13 protein-coding genes are annotated in these 19,563 nt (G+C 48.5%); 8 read left to right on the top strand and 5 right to left on the bottom strand.

Annotated features, from left to right (window positions below; translation table 11 throughout):
- The first annotated feature begins 71 nt into the window (after positions 1-71).
- Entirely contained in the window at positions 72-1,595 is a 1,524-nt protein-coding gene (locus J7439_RS12290) for a hypothetical protein (RefSeq protein ID WP_209202090.1), read from the top strand.
- A gap of 90 nt (positions 1,596-1,685) precedes the next feature.
- Here J7439_RS12290 and J7439_RS12285 read toward each other — a convergent pair whose 3' ends face one another.
- Positions 1,686-1,988, bottom strand: coding sequence for an autotransporter domain-containing protein (locus tag J7439_RS12285; protein WP_209202089.1), 303 nt, complete (start codon positions 1,986-1,988; stop codon positions 1,686-1,688).
- 162 nt (positions 1,989-2,150) lie between these two features.
- Here J7439_RS12285 and J7439_RS12280 point away from each other — a divergent pair, with 162 nt between their 5' ends.
- Entirely contained in the window at positions 2,151-3,656 is a 1,506-nt protein-coding gene (locus J7439_RS12280) for a hypothetical protein (protein WP_209202088.1), read from the top strand.
- On the opposite strand, the gene J7439_RS12275 is transcribed toward J7439_RS12280, so the two are convergent.
- The 4 genes from J7439_RS12275 to J7439_RS12260 form a co-directional block, all read right to left on the bottom strand.
- Positions 3,653-9,253 carry an autotransporter outer membrane beta-barrel domain-containing protein gene (locus J7439_RS12275; RefSeq protein ID WP_209202087.1) on the bottom strand — a complete coding sequence of 1,867 codons (5,601 nt, stop codon included), beginning with the start codon at positions 9,251-9,253 and terminating at the stop codon, positions 3,653-3,655. The two genes, J7439_RS12280 and J7439_RS12275, sit on opposite strands and share 4 nt — an antisense overlap.
- Positions 9,254-9,556: 303 nt before the next feature.
- Positions 9,557-10,639 carry an A/G-specific adenine glycosylase gene (gene mutY, locus J7439_RS12270; protein WP_209202086.1) on the bottom strand — a complete coding sequence of 361 codons (1,083 nt, stop codon included), beginning with the start codon at positions 10,637-10,639 and terminating at the stop codon, positions 9,557-9,559.
- A gap of 69 nt (positions 10,640-10,708) precedes the next feature.
- A complete protein-coding gene (locus J7439_RS12265; protein WP_209202085.1) occupies positions 10,709-12,733 on the bottom strand; it encodes an AsmA family protein in 2,025 nt (674 codons plus the stop codon).
- Between the two features lie 113 nt (positions 12,734-12,846).
- Positions 12,847-14,838 carry an SPOR domain-containing protein gene (locus J7439_RS12260; RefSeq protein ID WP_209202084.1) on the bottom strand — a complete coding sequence of 664 codons (1,992 nt, stop codon included), beginning with the start codon at positions 14,836-14,838 and terminating at the stop codon, positions 12,847-12,849.
- A 313-nt stretch (positions 14,839-15,151) separates the two neighbouring features.
- Here J7439_RS12260 and J7439_RS12255 point away from each other — a divergent pair, with 313 nt between their 5' ends.
- From J7439_RS12255 to hisF, 6 genes are all read left to right on the top strand, one after another.
- The gene (locus J7439_RS12255; RefSeq protein ID WP_209202083.1) at positions 15,152-15,904 is read left to right on the top strand and encodes a hypothetical protein; all 753 of its coding nucleotides are present in this window, start codon (positions 15,152-15,154) and stop codon (positions 15,902-15,904) included.
- A gap of 270 nt (positions 15,905-16,174) precedes the next feature.
- Positions 16,175-16,768, top strand: a complete 594-nt coding sequence (gene hisB, locus J7439_RS12250) for an imidazoleglycerol-phosphate dehydratase HisB (RefSeq protein WP_209202082.1) — start codon at positions 16,175-16,177, stop codon at positions 16,766-16,768.
- Positions 16,769-16,770: 2 nt separating this feature from the next.
- Positions 16,771-17,415, top strand: coding sequence for an imidazole glycerol phosphate synthase subunit HisH (hisH, locus tag J7439_RS12245; RefSeq protein ID WP_209202081.1), 645 nt, complete (start codon positions 16,771-16,773; stop codon positions 17,413-17,415).
- 2 nt (positions 17,416-17,417) lie between these two features.
- Complete coding sequence (gene hisA / locus J7439_RS12240) at positions 17,418-18,146, top strand: 1-(5-phosphoribosyl)-5-[(5-phosphoribosylamino)methylideneamino]imidazole-4-carboxamide isomerase (RefSeq protein ID WP_209202080.1); 729 nt, start codon at positions 17,418-17,420, stop codon at positions 18,144-18,146.
- Positions 18,147-18,162: 16 nt separating this feature from the next.
- A complete protein-coding gene (locus tag J7439_RS12235; RefSeq protein WP_209202079.1) occupies positions 18,163-18,525 on the top strand; it encodes a DUF4870 domain-containing protein in 363 nt (120 codons plus the stop codon).
- A gap of 23 nt (positions 18,526-18,548) precedes the next feature.
- Positions 18,549-19,322, top strand: a complete 774-nt coding sequence (gene hisF, locus J7439_RS12230) for an imidazole glycerol phosphate synthase subunit HisF (RefSeq protein WP_209202078.1) — start codon at positions 18,549-18,551, stop codon at positions 19,320-19,322.
- The last annotated feature ends 241 nt before the right edge of the window (positions 19,323-19,563 follow it).

Here is a 19,563-nt window from a genome sequence, read left to right as displayed (position 1 = left end):
GTTTTTGAACTTATAGCCAGTTTTTCTGTCTTAGAATATAAGTTATTCAAAATAATAAAGGGGAGAGGTACATGAATTCAGTTGAATTGGGCGCTTTGAACGCCATGTCTTACTGTTGGAACAAGCATGATGACAGTTTCATCCTTGCTCGTGCGGTGAAAGCCATTGCTGGGGTGGTGAAAGCAACATTTACCAAATATACCGTCTCATTAATTGAAGCCGAGGCTGTGATGAAGCGCCATCCCGATGCCTGGTTTGCAGAGCCTGTCACATGGGCATTGGCTAAATACAAGATAACCCATGCAACGGATACTTCACGACAACCAGTAACAGCAAGCAGTTCTCCTGCCTCATCAGCAACAGCAGGCAGTCCTCCCCCATTGCCCCGAACACCCCGGGTATCGGAGTATTCACCATACTCATTTTCCTTAAACGAAATGGTTAAAACACGGGTTCAATTTATAAACGAAGAATGCCGGACTTCAGAAGAAGCTGTGATTGTCGCCTATCAAAAGATGAGAGCTGCTGCTGGGGAGTTGTGGGTCGAAAACGCCAAGGTTACATGTGATGAGGTGAGGATAGATGAAGTAGACGAAATCGTATTTGGCAATAAAAACCACCATGTTATGTCGAAATACAAGATAATTATTCATCAACCAATCGGTGGAGGTTGCACGGTTGAAGAAGTACTCAAGTTGCGTGATAAAAGTAATGGTCAGATGAAATTGGTGCGTATCGGTTCGTTCAGTGAAACTGTAGGCGTATCAACAGCAGGAGGAGCCGGTTTTCCCGGTTATTCAGATCAAAGCTCTATCAAGGCTGGCCGCTATTTACAACAACTCAAATTTAAAGACGAAAAAGGTGTAGATCGTTACCCCTACCGGGATACCCAGTTTGGTATAGGCAGCCCTATCACTGACGATCAAAAGATACGCGGTTTTTGGAGTTGTGGTTTTGATGCACTGAGGTTGGGGATTTACCAAGCTACCGGCTATAAATTTTCTTTCCTGGTCCTGGTCGCTTTTTTAGAAGAAATGATTAGCTCCACAACTAATGCAGCGCAATTGAGGCAGTGGTTTTCTCAGCACGACTATCCTTTTGGCGATGTAGCAATGGAATTGTTGGCTTCTGACATCCCAAAATCACCAGACTACCCGTTTTTTCTGAAGGAAAAGGAGTCTAAAGGTGCAAAAGAACTCCCGGAAGAAAGAAAAAATGCTGAAGGTTTCGACATATGTGAACGTAGTAAAATTTTGACGACAAACTGGGACTGCACATCAACAGCCATACTTGGCCAGCCTGCTCACGCTTATGGTGTCTATCGAAACAGAAAATCAGATGGCACTTTCGAATATATGGTCTACGACCCTCACAATTTCGAAAGAAGACCAGACTTTTACATTTCAGATTGTGGTCAGGGTCGTATGAGTTTTGCAACCGCCGAGGATGCTATTAACCACGTAACAACAGATAAAGGGGGTTGCAATGGCCACCTTGATGCTTTCTATAGATTGCCTGATTCCACAATGTGCTACCTGCGGGACAAAATGTTGGAAACAAAAAAACGGCTGGAGGAAAATGGAACAGGCTACTAAAAGTTATAGCGAACCCTGGCAATACACCCATCGACTTTGAAATTATCTGTCCAATGGTGTAGGTAACGAAAGGTAATGGTGGTATTGCTCTTAATTTCCCCCAATCATCTTCAGGCCAGCGCCCAGCTCCATGATGTCACATTTACCATTATTGACTTGATCATAAGATAAGTGTGGCTGGGCAGGATCTCTGGCTGACTCGGTATAATCGTCGGTTTTAATGGTGTAATAGTTGAAGGCTACCTGAGGCTGCCAGCTCCACTCATATCCCAAGGTTAGCTGCTGGCCAGCTGATGGGCAGTAGGCCACGAGTCTCGGGTTCTCCAGGGTGGTCCAGCATTGTATAAAAGTATTCAGGCAAGCGTGAGTAGGTGTTGTTGAAGTGTCCGCCATCAAGGTTATTCATCCCTGTGGTGCTCCCGAATGATTCACAGAGAATCAGTTTACTCTGTATCTGTGCGCTACACATTCTTATAAATGGCCAGTTTTTGAACTTATAGCCAGATTTTCTGTCTTAAAAATAAGTTATCCAGAATAATAAAGTGATAGAGCTATATGAATTCAGTTGAATTAGGCGCTTTGAACGCCATGTCTTACTGTTGGAACAAGCATGATGACAGTTTCATCCTTGCACGTGCCGTGAAAGCTATCGCGGGGGTGGTGAAAGCAACATTTACCAAATATACCGTCTCATTAATTGAAGCAGAGGCGGTGATGACGCGTCATCCCAACGCCTGGTTTGCAAAGCCTGTCATACGGGCATTGACTGAATACAGGGTATATCATGCAGAGGATACTTCACGACAATCAGCAACAGCAAGCAGTCCTCCTCCGTCATCAGCAACAGCAGGCAGTCCTCCCCCATCGCCCCAACCACCGGTGAATTCACCATTCTCATTTTCTTTAAAAGAAACGGATACAGCCCGGGTTCGATTTATAGACGGATTCCAGACAACAGCAGATGTCAAGGACGCTTATAAAGAGATGAGGGCGGCCGCTGGTGATTCGTGGGTTGCAAACGCCAGGTTAACCTGCAAACAGGTGACTAAAGATGCTGTAGATGACATCGCATTTAATACTAAAAATCATTACGCTATATCGAAATTCATGGTAACGATCACCCACCCAGACCATAGAGGGGAATCGATTGAAGAAGTGCTTCATGTGATGGATAAAAGGACTGGCCAGCATAAGCTGGTGCGTATTGGTTCGTTCTTTGATGTTGCAGACGGATCAACAGTCGGAGGGGGCGGTTTCCCCGGATATTCAAAGGCAAGCTCAACCAGGGCAGGCCTTTATTTAAAAAATCTCAAAGTTAAAGACCAAGATGGCAACGATTACTGTCCCTATGCGCAGACCAAGTTTGGTTTGGGCGAATATGACAGTAATAATGTAGGCAATATGTGGAGTTGCGGCTTTGACGTACTGAGATTGCAGCTTTACCAGGCAACAGGTTATAAATTTTCTTTTCAGGTCCTGGTTGCTTATTTAGAAGAAATAATCAGCGCCAGAGGTGATGCTCAAGAGTTGAGACGTAGTTTGTCTAATGGCCATTATCCTATGTCCATATATGTAATGCACCTGCTTTTAACCGGCATCGCCTCATCATCAGGCTACTCGAATTTACTGGTAGAAGAGAGGTCTACAGGTGAGAGTCGACTCTCGCCAGACGAAAGAGAAGGTCTTGGTATCAAAACATGCACGCGTCAGCATATATTGGACACCACAAACTGGGATTACTCATCAACAGCCATGATTTGCCAGCCTTTATACTCTTTTGGTATCTATCGAAGCAAAAAAAGTGACGGTACTTTCGAATATACGGTCTACGACCCTCACAATTTCGAAGGTAGTCCAGACTTTTACGCTTCATGCAAGGGGCAGGGGCGAAGGAGTTTTGCATCCGCCCAAGAAGCGATTGATCATGTAACAGGCAGTAAAGGAGGCTGCAATGGCAAGATTGATCTTTTCTTTAGAGGCCCTGATGCTGGACTATGCTTCATGCGGGACAGAATGATGAAAACGAAAGGTCGGCTGGAGTCTGAAGGAAAAGGTTTCTAGAAGCTATAGCGAACCCTGGCAATACACCCATCAACTTTGAAGTTTTCTGCCCAATGGTGGGAGTAACGGAAGCTAATGGTGGTGTTGCTCTGAATTTCCACACTCATGCTGGCATCAAATTGATAGCGGTTGTTATCTCTGTCAGCACCATTGATCCGGAAGTGTTCACCCCCTGCGGCAAAGTGCGCGGTGATAGCAATCGGATCTTTCTTGAAATCGTGATAGCCCATCAGCCCAAGCTCTGGTTTGATGACCATTGCCCGGGTATTAATTTCTCCAATCAACTTCAGGCCAGCACCCAGTTCCATGATGTCATATTTGCCATTTTTGACCTGGTCGTATGATAAGTGTGCTTGGGCAGGATCTCTGGCAGACTCGGTATAATCGTCAGTTTTGATGGTGAAATAATTAAAGGCTACCTGAGGCTGCCAGCTCCACTCATCTCCCAGGGGGTAGGTGTGGCCCGCAATCATGCCGACCCCCCAGCTCCGGGTATCATATTTTGCATCGTGCAGGTGACCATCAACGTAGCGGCGTCCTTTATTCTTGCCAGAGGAATAACTCATCCGACCATCAAAGAAAAAATCATTTTCCAGATACGAGGAGTAAAGGCTGGCGATATGAGTATCCGTGTCAATTTTGTTTCTTGAGCCATCTTTCCCTGCTACGTTTCCTTTTGCATAGGTGTAGGCAATGCCTGCCTCTATATTCTGATCCTTTTCCAGAGGGCTATCTGCACCCATGGAGAAGCCATTGATTCTGGCATGATAACCCGGTACATGGTCCTTGATATCCTGTGTTGCCTTGCTGTAGTCGTATTGAATCCAGGCCGCGCCAGCAGAGAAGATATCTCCAGTGTTGATGCCGGTTCGTTTGCCGGACATTCTGTCGTTAAGAGTTTTGCCTGCCGTTTTCAGTGCAAGGTTGGCATTGTGCACCGCATGAGGCGACATGGCAGGGGCAAGCTCTGCGGCTTTTTTATTGTCTTTGCCGGGTTTTACATTTTTTACAACATGCCGGGTTAATTTGGCACTTTTACTGTCGTGTTCTTCTTTTTCGGAAGGTTTCGTAGCTGCCAGCATCATGGATCGAAACCGCCCCGGAACCTGAGATACCCGATGGCCAGCCTGATCCGTGCTGACCAGCAGCATTCTTTTTGCATTATCCGGATCAATGATCGCGTCATAGTGAATATAGAGCTCATTGTCAGCATCCACATTAACCGGCTGGTTAATGTTGGAATCCTCTGCTTCCATCAACAGATATTGTTTGCCAATGGCCGGATCTTGAATGATAACGCTGTCAAACACAAAATCAGCCGCAGGACCCACATGGATATTTTTGGCGGCCACCACCGGGGCTTGCGATATCGTACCATCGGTTAACGGCTCAAACCTTGCCGCGTCCGGATTTTGTTCTGTCAGCACCAGGCGACCATCCTGTTGATAGTTACCGTCGATATTAAGTTCAGATGGGATGGTAACGACGGCTCCCTGACGAATATGCAATGCAGGTGATGATTCAGGCACCTCTGCACGACGGCTGTCTGATGAGCGGGAAACGATAGCCATTCTGTCTGCCAAAAAATGGAGATGGCCATTCACATCAATGAGCCCATTGGACCGAAGCAGGTTGCCTTTATAGTGATTGATACCGTTAAAGGTAATGGAATCAATATCGGATAACTGTTCTTCCACTGTTGTATTGTTGGCAATGAATCGATCATCTTTACCGTTGGCTCCTTTAAGTGAACCAATCTTGCCACCGGTTTGCTCTATGCTGAATGATGGGCGGCTCTGTAATGGTGACAGGTTGACCTCACCCAGCGTTCCTCTGGAGTTTACGTATACTCTGCCACAGTCTTCTGTAAAGTGGGTGGCCAGTATTCCTTTGCCCTCTGGCACCTGATCAGAAACAAGAATATTGGCTGCACTGGCCGCTTCGTGGATGTTGATATTGTCAGGGTTTGTTAACTGAATGCTGTGCCAGTCAGCGCCAAAGATATCGATATTGGCGAATCCTGAGGCTGTTTTCAGTGGGCCATTCACCAGGGCCAGAGTGTCCTGTTTATCCTGTCGGCCGATGATCCGATCGGTATTGCCACCATGTTGCATAAAGTACAGGGAAGGGCGCTGGGTATCCGCTGAAAAATCCAGTACTTTCAGCTCTCCCCGGTGTTCAGGTAATTCATTGATGCCAGCCCCACCGAGATTGGTGACGACAAATGCCTTGTTCCAGTCATAGGGGGCATCATCGGAAAAAGAAAGATGCAGTGACTGTTTTTGAGCAGCATCCTGTTCACTGGGCTGCGTTCCATCAGCAACAATAAGATCTGCCGCTCCATCAGGGGCAATAGTGAGTGTTTCGGGATTATTCACCAGCCCCTGGCTGTTCCAGCCTGAACTATGAATCCAGATATTTTTCACAGAATCAACAGTACCAATATTGGCTCCGTCGTTGAGATTGAGCCGCTGTATCTGCGGAGTCGGCAGGTTGCTTTTAATCGTCAAAGGGCACTCTGGTGATGTTTGTATATTCAGCCTGGCAGGGGTATCCGGCACATCGGCTGTGAGTTTGGAGCTGTCAGCAACATTGACTTCAGCAACAGGCGCATCAGCGACCAGTTCAATAGCACTGATCCGGCCTTCAGAAACAAAATCCGGGGTTGTGATAAACAGTCGCTCTACCGCCGGTATCTCACCTTTAAGCTTTGCTCCTTCCGTTAGCTGCAGGCTATCAATTTTTTTGCTGAAGACACTGACGGGTCTTGGAGTACTGAGTACAAGGCTGCTCCCAAAGGGACTTTGTTGCGGGTTGCCACCAACCAGCACATTACCAAGCCCGGTTTCCGGAGAATAAACACCATCGGCATTAATAATTCTACCCACCTCCAGCGTCTTGTGGTCACCGGGCATGATGCTTACCACGCCACCCTGCAACGATAGATCACCAAGACTGGCCTGGTCATATATTTCCAACAGGCCAAGTGCTCCACCCTCTGTTACCGTAACAGGCAACCGCTGTCCGGCAGTTGTTTTTATCTGAAGGGTCAGATCATTCTCTGTACGGTGAGGGATCTCCTGTGGTCCATAAATCCGCAGTAATGTCAGAATGCCATGCTTATCAACCAGCACTTCTCTGGTGTTATTGAGCGTTCCATGGGAACCCCAGTCATTACTGGCAACGGTAACGGACCGGAGGCTGTCAGTATCGCCCTGAATGTGGCCTCCGCGAATAACCAGCTGATCATCTTTTTCCGGGTTACCTGTCAGAGTACCTATTTCACCATTAAGAATCTCAAAACGCATGTTGGGGCGTTCTTTAATGTTGAAATTTATCCCCGGCGTCATGAGGTCCGTTTTTAATGTTGCGCTTTCAGGCTTCCCGACTGAATACGGCATAAACGTCGGATTAGGTATATCCTGGGCCTTGCCTGCTCTTTCTTTCTCCAGGTGATCAGCACTGACTGCATAAATATGCCCAATAGGCAGGGTGCTGGTGAGTGTCAACGACTCAAGATCAGCGGGAAGCTCCACCGGTGCTGCCACGCCATGAAGATTCAGGGTAGCAAAACCATGTTGCAGCGCTGAGCTTGAGACGGCTTGTACGGTTTCTGCAGAACCGCCCTTAACGGTGAGTTGGTCATTTCTGGTTTTGTTGCCCCGCAGGTTTACCAGCGTGTCACTGTCGTGGATATAGTGAAGGTCTGGGCGGTGATGGCCATTGGACGCATCAATCTCATTAACAGTGCCGTAATTGGTGATCCTGATGGCATCACCGGATGCGCTATCACTGAAAAGCAGCCCCAGGCTGCTATCGGTATGTGTCGGAGAGGCTCCCAGTGTAACCTCTTCTACCTGCGCAGAGGGTGAAACTTCAATATGTCTGGCATTATGAACAGGTCCGTAAGCGTGAAAAGGCTGGTCAGCGGAGGTCTTTACGATCAGTTTCTCCGGGGCAGTCAGTTGGCCAAAACGCGCCCCATTGGCGATGGTGACTTCTGCTTTACCCGCTGATCCATCGAACTCCGGGATCGGTTGTCCCGAGCTGATGCCAGACTCTGAAGGCGTTGCAACAACCAGTGTATTGGTTTTTTCTGTCAGTCGGTTGTCTTGTGCTGAGAATGCCGGATCCCCAAGGACAATTGACGTCTGTTCAAAAGTAGGTGTGTCTTTATCACCAGCGAATTCAGTGACCAGATGTTTTACGCCACGGACCGGCGTTTTTACCTGCCAGTCACCATCGGTTTGTGCTCTGATTCGATGCACATCTTCAATGATGTTGATGATTCCGCTTGCCAGAGATAGCTCATCACGGCCTTGCAGATGGCCTGTCATCTGGCTGATATTACCACCCTCCAGGGATATTCTGGCGGCAGGACGGTTATGGGTGTCCGATAAATTAATATGGGCTATTCCAGATTCGCTGACCTCGATATCAACACCATTTTCTGATGGAAACAGATCCGTAAAACTGAGCTGCAGGGTTTGCGCCTGATCCTCACTGACAGGACTCAAGGTGACATTCACAGTGCCGGCGGCAATCAGTGATTTTGGGTTGATAATCGGCCGGGATGCTGTCCACTGGTCACCGGTTATATAAATAAATTCAAAGTCCCTGACTTCACCATTGACTGAAATCTTCTGGTTAATGTCTTCAGTCATGTTGTCTGCCGGGTTGATACGCAGAATATCCATCGGGCTATTGCCTAGCAGATTTCCCTGCAGTGTGCCGCCACGAAGTTCAATCAGGTTAAGGTCATTACCGGAGCCTTCAAGCAGCACGGCGGCACGCTGTCCCCTGATGTAGCTACCGGGCGTGAAGATGGCGATATTAAAGGGCCCTGTTCCCCGGATAGCGGCATCATCATCACTGATCACTGTTCCCGAATTCTTAAGCCCGCCTTTGTGCAGGTGAATGCCGCTGGCACCATCCGTAGCAGTTATGGTGCCGGTGTTGGCAATAAGTCCGAAACCGACATTTGGATTATCCGGGGCAATGGATTGTGCCCTGGCCCCGGTTGAGTGCGAACCGGATATCTGGATACTGCCATGATTTTTGATCAGGCCATTGTTATAAGACAGCAGTCCGGTTCCCTGACCCTTAATTGAGCCATGGGGATAATTTATGGCACCTGCTTTGTAGTCATTACTGTGTTCATCCCACTCTTTGCCTATTCCGGACCAGACAATGTTCTGTCCATTGCTGACCATTCCTGTGCTTTCGGGGTGGCGTATCAAAATGGTGCCGTGATTGGTGGCTGTTGTTTGATGGCTTGTATCTTCAGGGCTTGCTGTGGCCCTCATACCTGTTCCTGGTACATTGATTTCAATATTGCCAGTGTTCAGGATTTTTTCACCCTCAGCCTCCATTCCTGTCATCCCCATGGTGGCGATGTAGAGAGTACCGGAATTTATAGTGTGCGCATCGGAACCCGGTGGGGAGTTTTCCTGAGTTTCTTGCTGGTCATTGGATAAATTACCAGCATTTTCAGTTTCAACTCCAGCATGATCACTTTGGCTTGATGTTGAGACTAGTGCAGAAATGGCAATTACCAATATTTTTTTATGGAATGTCTCACATTTGAAACCAATCATTCTTCAGGTTCCTCAACCAATGGGTTATACCATAGAGCTGAAACTTCTATACATAATGTATAAAAATAACCTCAGGGTTATTTCCAACGCTGAGGTTATTTTTTGGGATAAAATGCTGGGGTGTGTACGGCTGTCAGGCCAACGATTACTTGAAATACAGATAGTATGGAAAAGGTTTTTTCTCACGAAATATTTTTTTAGTTTTAAAATAATTTTTTTACTTTGTTTTTTTATAATAAAGGTGTCATTTAGATTGATCTGAATCCGGAAGCCATATTGTGAATATAGCTTCAGGGTAATTTCTTACAATGCATTTTCTACTTTTTGTAAAAGTTTCTTTACCGGTGCAGCCAACCCCAATTCAGGCGATTGATCCAGTGCAAACCAATAATAATTGTCATGGTCTTTTATTACCGTATTGGTTTGTCCCGGATATTCAACAAAACTCAGTGCCGGGGTAATGTCCAGGTGGTAGTGGCTGAAGGTATGACGAAAAGACGGCCATATGTCGAAGTCTGTCAGTAACAGGCCCGTCTTCTCCAGCGCCTGCTCGATAATCTGGTCAGGAGCTGAAATCTCGGGAAAGCTCCAGAGTCCTCCCCAAATGCCAGACGGTGGTCGTTTTTCAAGCAGAACTTCACCGTACTGATTCACTACCATCAGCATAATGACCGACTTTTCCGGTTTCTCCCGTTTTGGCTTTGATTCCGGAAACAGCCTCTGCTGACCTGTTTTGTGCGCTATACAGTCAGCTTCCAGTGGACAAGCCTGGCAGGCGGGTTTACTTCTTGTGCAAACCGTAGCCCCCAGATCCATCATCACCTGAGTGTAATCACCTGTGCGAGACTCAGGTGTCAGCTGTTCAGCAATCTCCCATAGCGCATTGGCGATACGTGTCTGCCCGGGCCAGCCGGAGATGGCAAAGTAGCGGGTAAGCACTCTTTTTACATTGCCATCCATAATGGGAGCCCGGATCCCCATGCTAATGGAGGCAATGGCACCAGCGGTGGATCGGCCAATGCCCGGAAGTTCCATAAGCTGTTCAACTGAGCGGGGAAATACTCCTGCAAAGTCACTCACCACTTTTTTTGCGGCGTTATGAAGGTTTCTTGCGCGACTGTAATAACCGAGCCCACTCCAGAAATGGAGCACTTCATCTTCACTGGCTGCTGCAAGGTCAGTAACTTCCGGAAATCGCACCATAAACTTTTGGTAGTAGGGGATGACAGTGGTTACCTGCGTCTGCTGCAGCATGATCTCGCTGATCCAGACACGATAAGGCGTTTTATTTTGCTGCCACGGCAGGTGTTTACGGCCATGGGCATCAAACCAGTCCAGGAGTCTCTGGCTGAAAGCAGGGTCTGTGTAGAGGTCTTTTAGAGTCATTAAATTACAAAAACAGGTTTGCGATCAGCCTGCAGGCCGATCGCAGTATAGTAGTTGTGGGCAGAAATATTATTTGAAGAAACCCTTGAGCAGGTCTTTAACCGGTCCCTGCACTTTGTCTTCTATCTTCTGCTTAAGGCGGTTTTCTGCAATCTCCGCAATGGTTTCGGTCAGTCGTCTGACATCAACGCCACATTTCAGGTCACCAAGATCGCCATGGCAACGGACAGGCCAGGTGACATTGACGTACTCCTTGTTGATCTGACAGGCAGGATCACTGTCCGGCGCTTCTTCTCCACGGATGTTGAGGCCCATACGATAATCCAGTTGTCGATCAACAAGATTTACGTAGCCATCACCTTTCAGGTTCATATAAGCGAGCGCTGCAATCAGATTGTCGTTGTTAGCAACACCGTTTTTGATGACGAAACTGCCGCTCAGGTCGGTAAACTCGGTTGATGAGCCCCAATCCGTCGCACTCAGCTCTTTCTTACGCACTTTGGCAATGCCTTCACAGACCATTTTGTCAAAGTTGGCATCAGTGAATAGGCCTTTATCAATCTTGAATTCAATGTTGCCATTCAGGTTTTTGGTGAGAACACTGGCGTATTGACCCTGTGTATGAACCTTCATACCCGCATTCACATCACCTTGCAGTGAGGCAAGATCAGGAATAGCGGTTGATAGTGCTTCAAGGCTGATATTTTTCAGCTCTGCCGATGCTGCCATTTTGGGCTTGCCTGACCGACGTACATCCAGGTTAGACGTCATATCAATAGTGCCTTGATAAAAGCGGGAACCAATGGTTACTTCCTGCTTACCCCGGGCTGCTTTTATAGAAACAGACGGCTGTTCAAAAATGAATTTGGCCACGGTGAGAGAGGCCAGCTTCATTGACCCGTCAAGGTTAAGGCCGCGCAGCATGGCTTCCGGAATCAGAGGATGCTCTTTACCTGATGCGGGTTGCCCTGAACCCGATTGAGCGGGTTGCTCTTCATCAGGCACTTCTGCGTTATCCATGGCAGGGGGGAGATAGTTATCCAGATTAAGGTCGTTGCCGGTAAAGCTGAACTGCATATCGCCCCGGTCAATGCTGTTCATCCTGAAATTGCCATCCAGAGTAAAACTATCCAGCTGGAGCTGCAGCTTATCTGCGTTCAGGCTTTCACCATTGGTGCTGAAATGACTGTCAAAGGATAGCCGGTTCAAGGCTTTTGGGTCAGCCATGGGAGGAAGCTGGACCTTGATCTGGTTCAGTAGATTGGCAAGGTTAAACTCGGCAACGCCCAGGTTGCCCTTAAGCAGCATGGGTGTTTGCTGATATTGAACATTACCCACAATACTCAGGCTTTCACCCTTTTCTACATCCGGTGTAGCGCTGACTTTCAGGTCCTGAATGTCATAATGACCCGCTTCCAGATTAAACGTCATCTTGCCACTGATCAGTGAATTTATCACCAGGTCAGGAATGGTGATGTGGGCTTTTAATTGAAAATCAAAAGGCTGCTGATTGCGAATGGCTCCAGTGGTTAAACTGGCCTGGTCAATAATGTATTTCTGCCCGGAAACCCGGTCTTCGTAGCTGATCAGCAGTCCATTGACGTTGACACTGGCAATATCCAGCCTGACAGGCGAGGCTGGTTCTGACTCAGGCGTCGGGGATGGCTCCTGTCCCCTGGGCGTGGGTTGTTCAGTGGGCTTTGGCGCACTGACCTGCCAGTTTCCCTCGCCTTTGGTATTTTTGACCAGCGTTAATTCCAGCCCTGTCAGCTCAAGGGTCTGCATTTCAATGCGTTTACTGATTAAGGGTATCAACTTCACACTGACTCCGGCGGAACCCAGTTGCGCCAAGTGTGAATTATTGGCCCCTGCGACGGATACATCCTTAAGAGAAAGGCCAACCCAGGGGAATATTGACCAGTCAATGGGCCCGTTAATGCTGACTTTCAGTCCCGACTGTTCATAGACAAGCCGGGTGATTTCATCGCGATACTGGTTGGGGTCGATAACGCGTGGCAGCAGTGCCGCACCGATAACACCCAGCAAAATCACCGCCGCCAGCAGCACGGCAATGAACTTGAGAATGCGGTTCATGGGAAGCCTCAGGGTCTGAAGTGTGGAAGAGTGATAATAAAAGACACCTATCTTACCCTGATACTTAACGTCATCAAGGGTAAAACAGGTTTATTGCGGAAATGGGAACAGCATCAGAGGCTGGCGATTTGCAGCTTTTTCAGTGATTCCACCGGACGGGTCCATGGATGAAGTATCAGGGCAATGTTTTTCATTGCCGGGGACTTCAGCGCCCTGATGGCTTCCTGACTGTTTCTGTATTGTCCCTGAACCAGAACATACCAGTCCTTCTGGTTGCGCTGAACATGAACAGTGACTGCTGAAGCCAGCTCCGGGAAACGCTGTTTCAACTTGTCAATTGTCTGCCGGTTACTGGCTGCGAACCACTGAATGGTATAACTGTCATCAGGGCTGTTCAGCAGTTCATTCACAGGGTTGCGATGGTCCGGCTGTTCATAGCGGTTGTAGTTGTTGTCCGGCTGATAACCCGGGTGGAGCGGTTGATCTCTGTCGGGTATCGCATGAACAACCGTTGGTCTGTGCATTGCCGGTGCACCAACGTCGTTTGAGTTCATTAACCTTGCCTTTACTGGCTGTCGGTTAAGATCTTCACGATGGACAATATAGGTCTTGTCACCAGGGTCATCCTGACTAATCCATTGACGTCTATCAATAGACGGCTCTGTCACGGGTCTGGCCCACGCATGGGTAGCCTGCGGGGTTGAACCGACCAGGGACTGCAAATAGGCAACCTGTCTGACTTTTGGCGAGAAACGTGCCGACACTCTTGACAGTGAAGGCGTGAGCAGAGCATCCAGAGCCTCGGAACGATTCACAAAGAGCATACTGACCAGGGCGTAGCGATTCCTGCTGTGTCTCTGGTAGTGGATGATCTGAGTATTTTTCAATTCGCTGTAACGAAGCCTTGCCCGTTCAAGTGATGCTTTTCTGCTGGCATTCATCCATTCAATCGTATAACTCTTTGGATTGGCTGTCAGAACATTCATTGCAGGACGGGATGGTTCCGACTCTTCATAGCTCTGGGGTTGCCTGTATTCAGGGGCCGGTGCAACAGGCGTGTTTGGCGTGTTGTAGTCGACACTGCTCCCCTGAGTATGTTGCTGAGGAATTCTACTGCGATAGGCCGGTGAGATACTGACATACATTTCCTGCGGGTTAGCCTGCTCTGGCAGAATCCGGTAGTTTTGATCACTGGATAAGCCAGAGTAGGATTGGCCCTCGAATTCACGGCCATAAGACACAGTATTTATTTCAGGTGGTTGGCCTGTATCATAACCTGTCTCAGCCGATGGGTAGCCATTATCACGACGGATGACCGGTGTTTCCGGTTGCTGAGTATAATAGGGCTGCCGTTGATACTGTGAACGTTGACGGCTTTGCTCCGTACTCTCCGTACTATAGGAAATATCGTAGTTAATAGGCGCATTGTTGCTGTCGCGCATGGACAGCTCTGGAGGATATTCTGGCTGATAGCGATCCGCCAGCTGTTCCACCGGGTAATTCGGCCTGATAATATCCAGTTTATGAATACTGGCCAGCGATCGTGTCCAGGGGTAAAGTTCTCTGGCCATATGGGATCTGGGCGGTGAGTCCAGTTCCGCCATGGCGGCAATATGGCTTGGATATGGGCCATCCAGAAGCACATACCAGACGGTGCCTGATCGTTTGTATTCAGCAATGGTCGCGTCTTTTAATACCGGGTAGCGCTGCTTCAGCGCCTCCAGCTGTTCACGCTCTTTTGCTGCCATCCATTGAAGCACGTAATGGTCTCTCGGAGCATCCAGAATACTGACTAGTGATTCTGAGTTTCGAGCTTCAATAGATAATGAATTATGGGATTCAGCATAAAGCTGTTGTTCATCAGACTGTTTTTGCCTGGAGTATCCGGCATACTGTGGAGCAGATTCGGTTTTATAAACCTGTCTGCTTATGCCGTTGCATAGCCAATCATTATTAATGCCTGACTGGCAGTTCCAGGAAATATTCGAAGCCAGAGGTTTTGGCGGCAATACAAGACTCTCTGCAACAGGTGCAGCAATTGACGTCAGAGCGGCCACGACACAAAGCCTGAGTTGTTTTTCCTTAAACAACAATCGACCGGACATGGTATCAGATCCTTCTTGATTCAATTCAACAATACCTGACCAGTAAACAAAATCAACCCTTATAAAAATTAATTTTTTATTAAATATTTTTTTGTGAATATTTCGATTCTTATAAAGAGAGCTATTATGTTAACGGCAGAGTTGTTTTTTTCGGGAAAACAAAGGGTATTCACTTTTTGGTTTTTTTTGAGTCTGAAAAAAGCGAGCTTATCCATTTGTTGATTATTAGATTATCTAAAAAACCAGTCTTTAATAGTCTAAAGAAAGGTTGTTGGTCTCCTCAGATTGAGTGAAAGGTTGTTGAGGAAAAAAAATGTTGAAAGTGAATTATCCTGCTCTCAAATTACCTGGCAACATAATTTGGCTGATGGGGTTACTTAATATTTTATGCATAGCGCCTCTCATCAGCGTGGCCAATGAATGCTTCCCTGCGTTTGATAAGGCAAAATCTCAGTACATCGTGGGTTATGGTAGCCTGCTTTACGAACAGGCCAGGAAATCAACCAATATCGGGTTTAAGCCTGAGGTTCCGGTCTGGGTTGATGGATTCAGAAGAGGGTGGCAGACCAGAACCCGTCAGGATAACACCATAAAGGTGACCGAGCTGGGGGTTATACCGCTGGTTGGCGGACGATTTAATGGCGTGTTGATTTCCATGCCAACCAATAAGATCAAGTCCATAGATCGTCAGCAGCAACTGACCTGTCGTGTACTGGTCAACCCCGGGCGATTAACGTCCATGAATAATGTGAAAATCCCGGAGAATAGCCAGTTCTGGCTCTATCAGACGCAGAATAAATACAGCAGCAAACCCGCAGGCAGCTATCCGATCCTGATGTCCGATGTGGATGAGTTTCTCACGGGGTGCCTTGAGCAGGCGGATCGGTTTGGTCTTGAATCCTTCGCCCGTGAGTGTGTGACTACGACCTGGAACTGGTCATCACACTGGGTGAATGACCGGCTTCATCCATTGAAAGCAAAACCGGCTCAAATCCAGAGGCTGCAGGTGGATAAGCTTCTGGAAAACCTGGAAGGTAATCTTTATGAACAGGTCCGGTCCCAATAAAGAATATCCTCGGTCAGGCTCCCAGGAGGCTGACCGAGAATAGACTGCCCTACTGCGGTGGCAGCAAATTGGTCTAAAAAGTCGGAAATTTTTAGCAAATAGAACCACTATTCACTAAAAATTCCCGACTTTTTATCCTCAATTTTCTGCCATCCTCGCTACGGGCGCTATTCTCGGGCAGCCTCCTAGCGAGCAGTTAACAGTCTCTATATAATGCTCACCATAATATCCCGGCAAACAGAATAGATGACAATCCAACCGGAGAAGTTCATGGCTGAGCGCAAAGCGAGTGTTGAAAGAAACACCCTGGAAACCCAGATTCGTGTGGCCATCAATCTGGATGGTACTGGTAAGGCATCGTTTGATACAGGGGTGCCTTTTCTTGACCATATGATGGATCAGATTGCCCGCCATGGCCTTATTGATCTTGATATCAAGGCTGTTGGTGATAATGACATCGACGATCACCATACCGTTGAGGATATCGGCATTACCCTGGGGCAGGCCTTTGCCAGGGCTATTGGCGACAAAAAAGGGCTGTATCGTTACGGGCATGCTTATGTGCCACTGGATGAGGCGCTTTCCAGAGTCGTTATCGATTTCTCCGGGCGACCCGGTCTGGAGTTTAATGTTGAATTTACCCGCGCCATGATCGGTCGCTTTGACGTTGACCTGTTCTATGAATTTTTCCAGGGCTTCGTGAATCACGCCGGTGTCACCCTGCATATTGATAACCTGCGGGGACGCAACGCCCATCATCAGATAGAAACCGTCTTTAAAGCCTTTGGCCGTGCCTTAAGGATGGCTGTTGCCCTGGATCCACGCATGGCGGGCAAGATGCCTTCTACAAAAGGGTCGTTGTAACCATGAAGACGGTCGCTGTCATTGATTATGGAATGGGCAACCTTCACTCCGTCAGTAAAGCACTGGAACATGTTGCAGAGGCGAATACCCGAATCATTGTTACCTCCGATCCCGGCCAGATACTGGCTGCCGATAAAGCAGTACTTCCCGGCGTAGGGGCAATCCGTGACTGTATGGCGGAGATACGGCGTCATGGTGTTGATGAAGTGGTTCGGGAGGTAGCAGCGAACCGCCCCTTGCTGGGTATTTGTGTGGGTATGCAGGTTCTGCTCGATCATAGCGAAGAGAATGGCGGGGTTGAATGCCTTGGCCTGTTATCAGGTGAGGTAAAGTTCTTTGGGAAAGACCTTCGGGATAGCGAAGGCGCTCGATTGAAAGTTCCCCATATGGGTTGGAGCCCGGTCCGCCAGGCTGAACCATCCCATTCTCTCTGGCAGGGAATCGACGACAATGCCCGGTTCTATTTCGTGCACAGCTACTATGCCCGTGTTGCCAATGCAGCGATGGTGGTGGGTAGAAGTGACTACGGTCTGGGTTTCGATGTCGCCCTGGGTCATGACAATATTGTTGCTGTGCAGTTCCACCCTGAAAAAAGTGCCGCCAATGGACTGCAGCTGCTCGAAAACTTTTTAACATGGAAGCCATAACGATGTTAATCATTCCTGCAATCGATTTGAAAGATGGTGCCTGTGTCCGGCTGCGTCAGGGAGAAATGGCTGATGCCACGGTCTTTGGTGATGACCCGGTTGCCATGGCCAGCCGGTGGGTGGATGCCGGTTGCCGAAGGCTTCATCTTGTTGACCTGAATGGGGCGTTTGCCGGCAAGCCCCTGAACGCGGATGCAGTTCGTGGTATCACCGCAAAGTACCCTGATTTGCCCGTGCAGATTGGTGGGGGCATTCGTGATCTGACGACAATAGAAGCCTATCTGGACTCTGGTGTTTCCTGGGTGATTATCGGTACTAAAGCAGTAACCGACCCTGACTTTGTCAGGCAAGCCTGCCAGCAGTTTCCCGGCCATGTGATCGTGGGTATTGATGCCCGTGATGGCTGGGTAGCAACGGATGGCTGGGCAAAAGTCACCGACACCCAGGCTGTTGACCTTGCGCGTCAGTTTGAGCAGGACGGTGTTTCTGCCATTGTGTATACCGATATTGCCCGGGATGGCATGATGCAGGGGGTCAATGTTGCCGCAACCCGGCAATTGGCCAACAGCGTGGCGATACCTGTGATTGCTTCCGGTGGTATCACTGATATGGACGATATACGTGCCCTGAAAGCGGTTGCCGGGGAAGGGATTGCCGGTGCGATCACTGGTCGTGCCATTTACGAAGGGACACTCAGTCTGAACGAAGCGCAACGTTACTGCGATGAATGATTATGGTATCCCTCCAATGAACAGGCCCGATATTAACCGGGACGATAAAAATATGGCCGTACTGGCGCATCTTCTGCCCCTGTTCGGCTTTATGGTTCCGGGGTTGAATATTGCCATACCGCTGGTGATCTGGCTGATGAAGCGGGACAAGTCGCTCTATATTGAGCACCATGCCAGAGAGTCCCTGAACTTTCAGATCACCATCACACTGCTGGCTACTCTCTGGGTTATCCTCAAGTTCATGCTGGTAGGGTTTCTATTATTACCACTGGTGCCAGTGATCATTGTAGTGGTTCTGGTGTTTATGGTCAGGGCAGCCATGAAGGCGGGCAGTGGAGAGTTTTACCGCTACCCGGTGTCGCTGCGTCTGGTCAATTAACAAGCTTTGGAAAGGTTGCAGTCATGGGACTGGCTAAAAGAATAATTCCCTGTCTCGATGTCGAAAATGGGCGGGTGGTTAAAGGCGTTCAGTTTGTCGATATTCGGGATGCTGGTGACCCGGTGGAAGTTGCCCGTCGTTATAACGAAGCGGGCGCTGATGAGATAACCTTTCTTGATATTACCGCCAGCCATGAGGGGCGGGAGACAACGGTGCATACCGTTGAACGTATGGCCAGTGAAGTATTTATCCCGCTGACCGTTGGCGGTGGTATTCGCAAAGTGGAAGATATCCGCACCATGCTTAATGCGGGTGCGGATAAAGTCAGCATCAACACCGCAGCGGTTTTCAATCCTGAATTCGTTCAGGAAGCTGCTGACCGGTTTGGCTCGCAATGTATTGTTGTGGCTATTGATGCCAAGAAAGTGAGCCAGCCCGGTGAGCCAGATCGCTGGGAGATTTTCACCCATGGCGGGCGCAAGCCTACCGGCCTTGATGCTGTGCAGTGGGCACTGAAAATGGAGCGCCTCGGAGCCGGTGAAATACTGCTGACCAGTATGGATCAGGACGGTGTCAAAAATGGCTACGACCTGGGCGTCACCAGGGCTATCTCGGAGTCAGTGGGTATTCCGGTCATTGCCTCCGGCGGTGCGGGAAATCTGGATCACCTGGTGGCAGGAATCAAAGAGGGTAAAGCGGATGCGGTACTGGCCGCCAGTATTTTCCATTTCGGGCAATACTCTATTCCTGAAGCCAAAGAGTATATGGCTGCCCGGGGGATTGAGATGAGAATTTGATCCGGATTGCTTAATGAGGGAGCCATGCGGGGAATTTGGATTTACTTCCAGCTGTTGCCTTTAGAACGTTGAGGTTGGGAGGTGACTATTTCGATGGTTGTTGGCTTGTATACAGGGCTTTCAACATAAGTAGAGGGAGGAGGCTCTCTTTTACAACAAAAAGTGCTAACTGACGGCAAGATGGACGTTTGCCTGCCATAACAGCTGACTATTCCAGTTCTGGGTTCAGAACCCAGTATAT

This window comes from Salinisphaera sp. G21_0, assembly GCF_017744115.1.
Classification (GTDB): Bacteria; Pseudomonadota; Gammaproteobacteria; order Pseudomonadales; family Endozoicomonadaceae; genus Endozoicomonas.
Note: the sequence above shows the minus strand (reverse complement) of the source record. Positions and strands in the feature narration are given on the sequence as shown.

Excerpts from the sequence above, each read along its gene's own strand:
- J7439_RS12280 (WP_209202088.1), top strand. The coding sequence starts at position 2,151 with ATGAATTCAGTTGAATTAGGCGCTTTGAACGCCATGTCTTACTGTTGG.
- J7439_RS12265 (WP_209202085.1), bottom strand. The coding sequence starts at position 12,733 with ATGAACCGCATTCTCAAGTTCATTGCCGTGCTGCTGGCGGCGGTGATT.
- hisH (WP_209202081.1), top strand. The coding sequence starts at position 16,771 with ATGAAGACGGTCGCTGTCATTGATTATGGAATGGGCAACCTTCACTCC.
- J7439_RS12285 (WP_209202089.1), bottom strand. The coding sequence starts at position 1,988 with ATGGCGGACACTTCAACAACACCTACTCACGCTTGCCTGAATACTTTT.
- hisB (WP_209202082.1), top strand. The coding sequence starts at position 16,175 with ATGGCTGAGCGCAAAGCGAGTGTTGAAAGAAACACCCTGGAAACCCAG.
- J7439_RS12290 (WP_209202090.1), top strand. The coding sequence starts at position 72 with ATGAATTCAGTTGAATTGGGCGCTTTGAACGCCATGTCTTACTGTTGG.
- hisA (WP_209202080.1), top strand. The coding sequence starts at position 17,418 with ATGTTAATCATTCCTGCAATCGATTTGAAAGATGGTGCCTGTGTCCGG.
- J7439_RS12260 (WP_209202084.1), bottom strand. The coding sequence starts at position 14,838 with ATGTCCGGTCGATTGTTGTTTAAGGAAAAACAACTCAGGCTTTGTGTC.
- J7439_RS12235 (WP_209202079.1), top strand. The coding sequence starts at position 18,163 with ATGAACAGGCCCGATATTAACCGGGACGATAAAAATATGGCCGTACTG.
- J7439_RS12275 (WP_209202087.1), bottom strand. The coding sequence starts at position 9,253 with ATGATTGGTTTCAAATGTGAGACATTCCATAAAAAAATATTGGTAATT.
- mutY (WP_209202086.1), bottom strand. The coding sequence starts at position 10,639 with ATGACTCTAAAAGACCTCTACACAGACCCTGCTTTCAGCCAGAGACTC.
- hisF (WP_209202078.1), top strand. The coding sequence starts at position 18,549 with ATGGGACTGGCTAAAAGAATAATTCCCTGTCTCGATGTCGAAAATGGG.
- J7439_RS12255 (WP_209202083.1), top strand. The coding sequence starts at position 15,152 with ATGTTGAAAGTGAATTATCCTGCTCTCAAATTACCTGGCAACATAATT.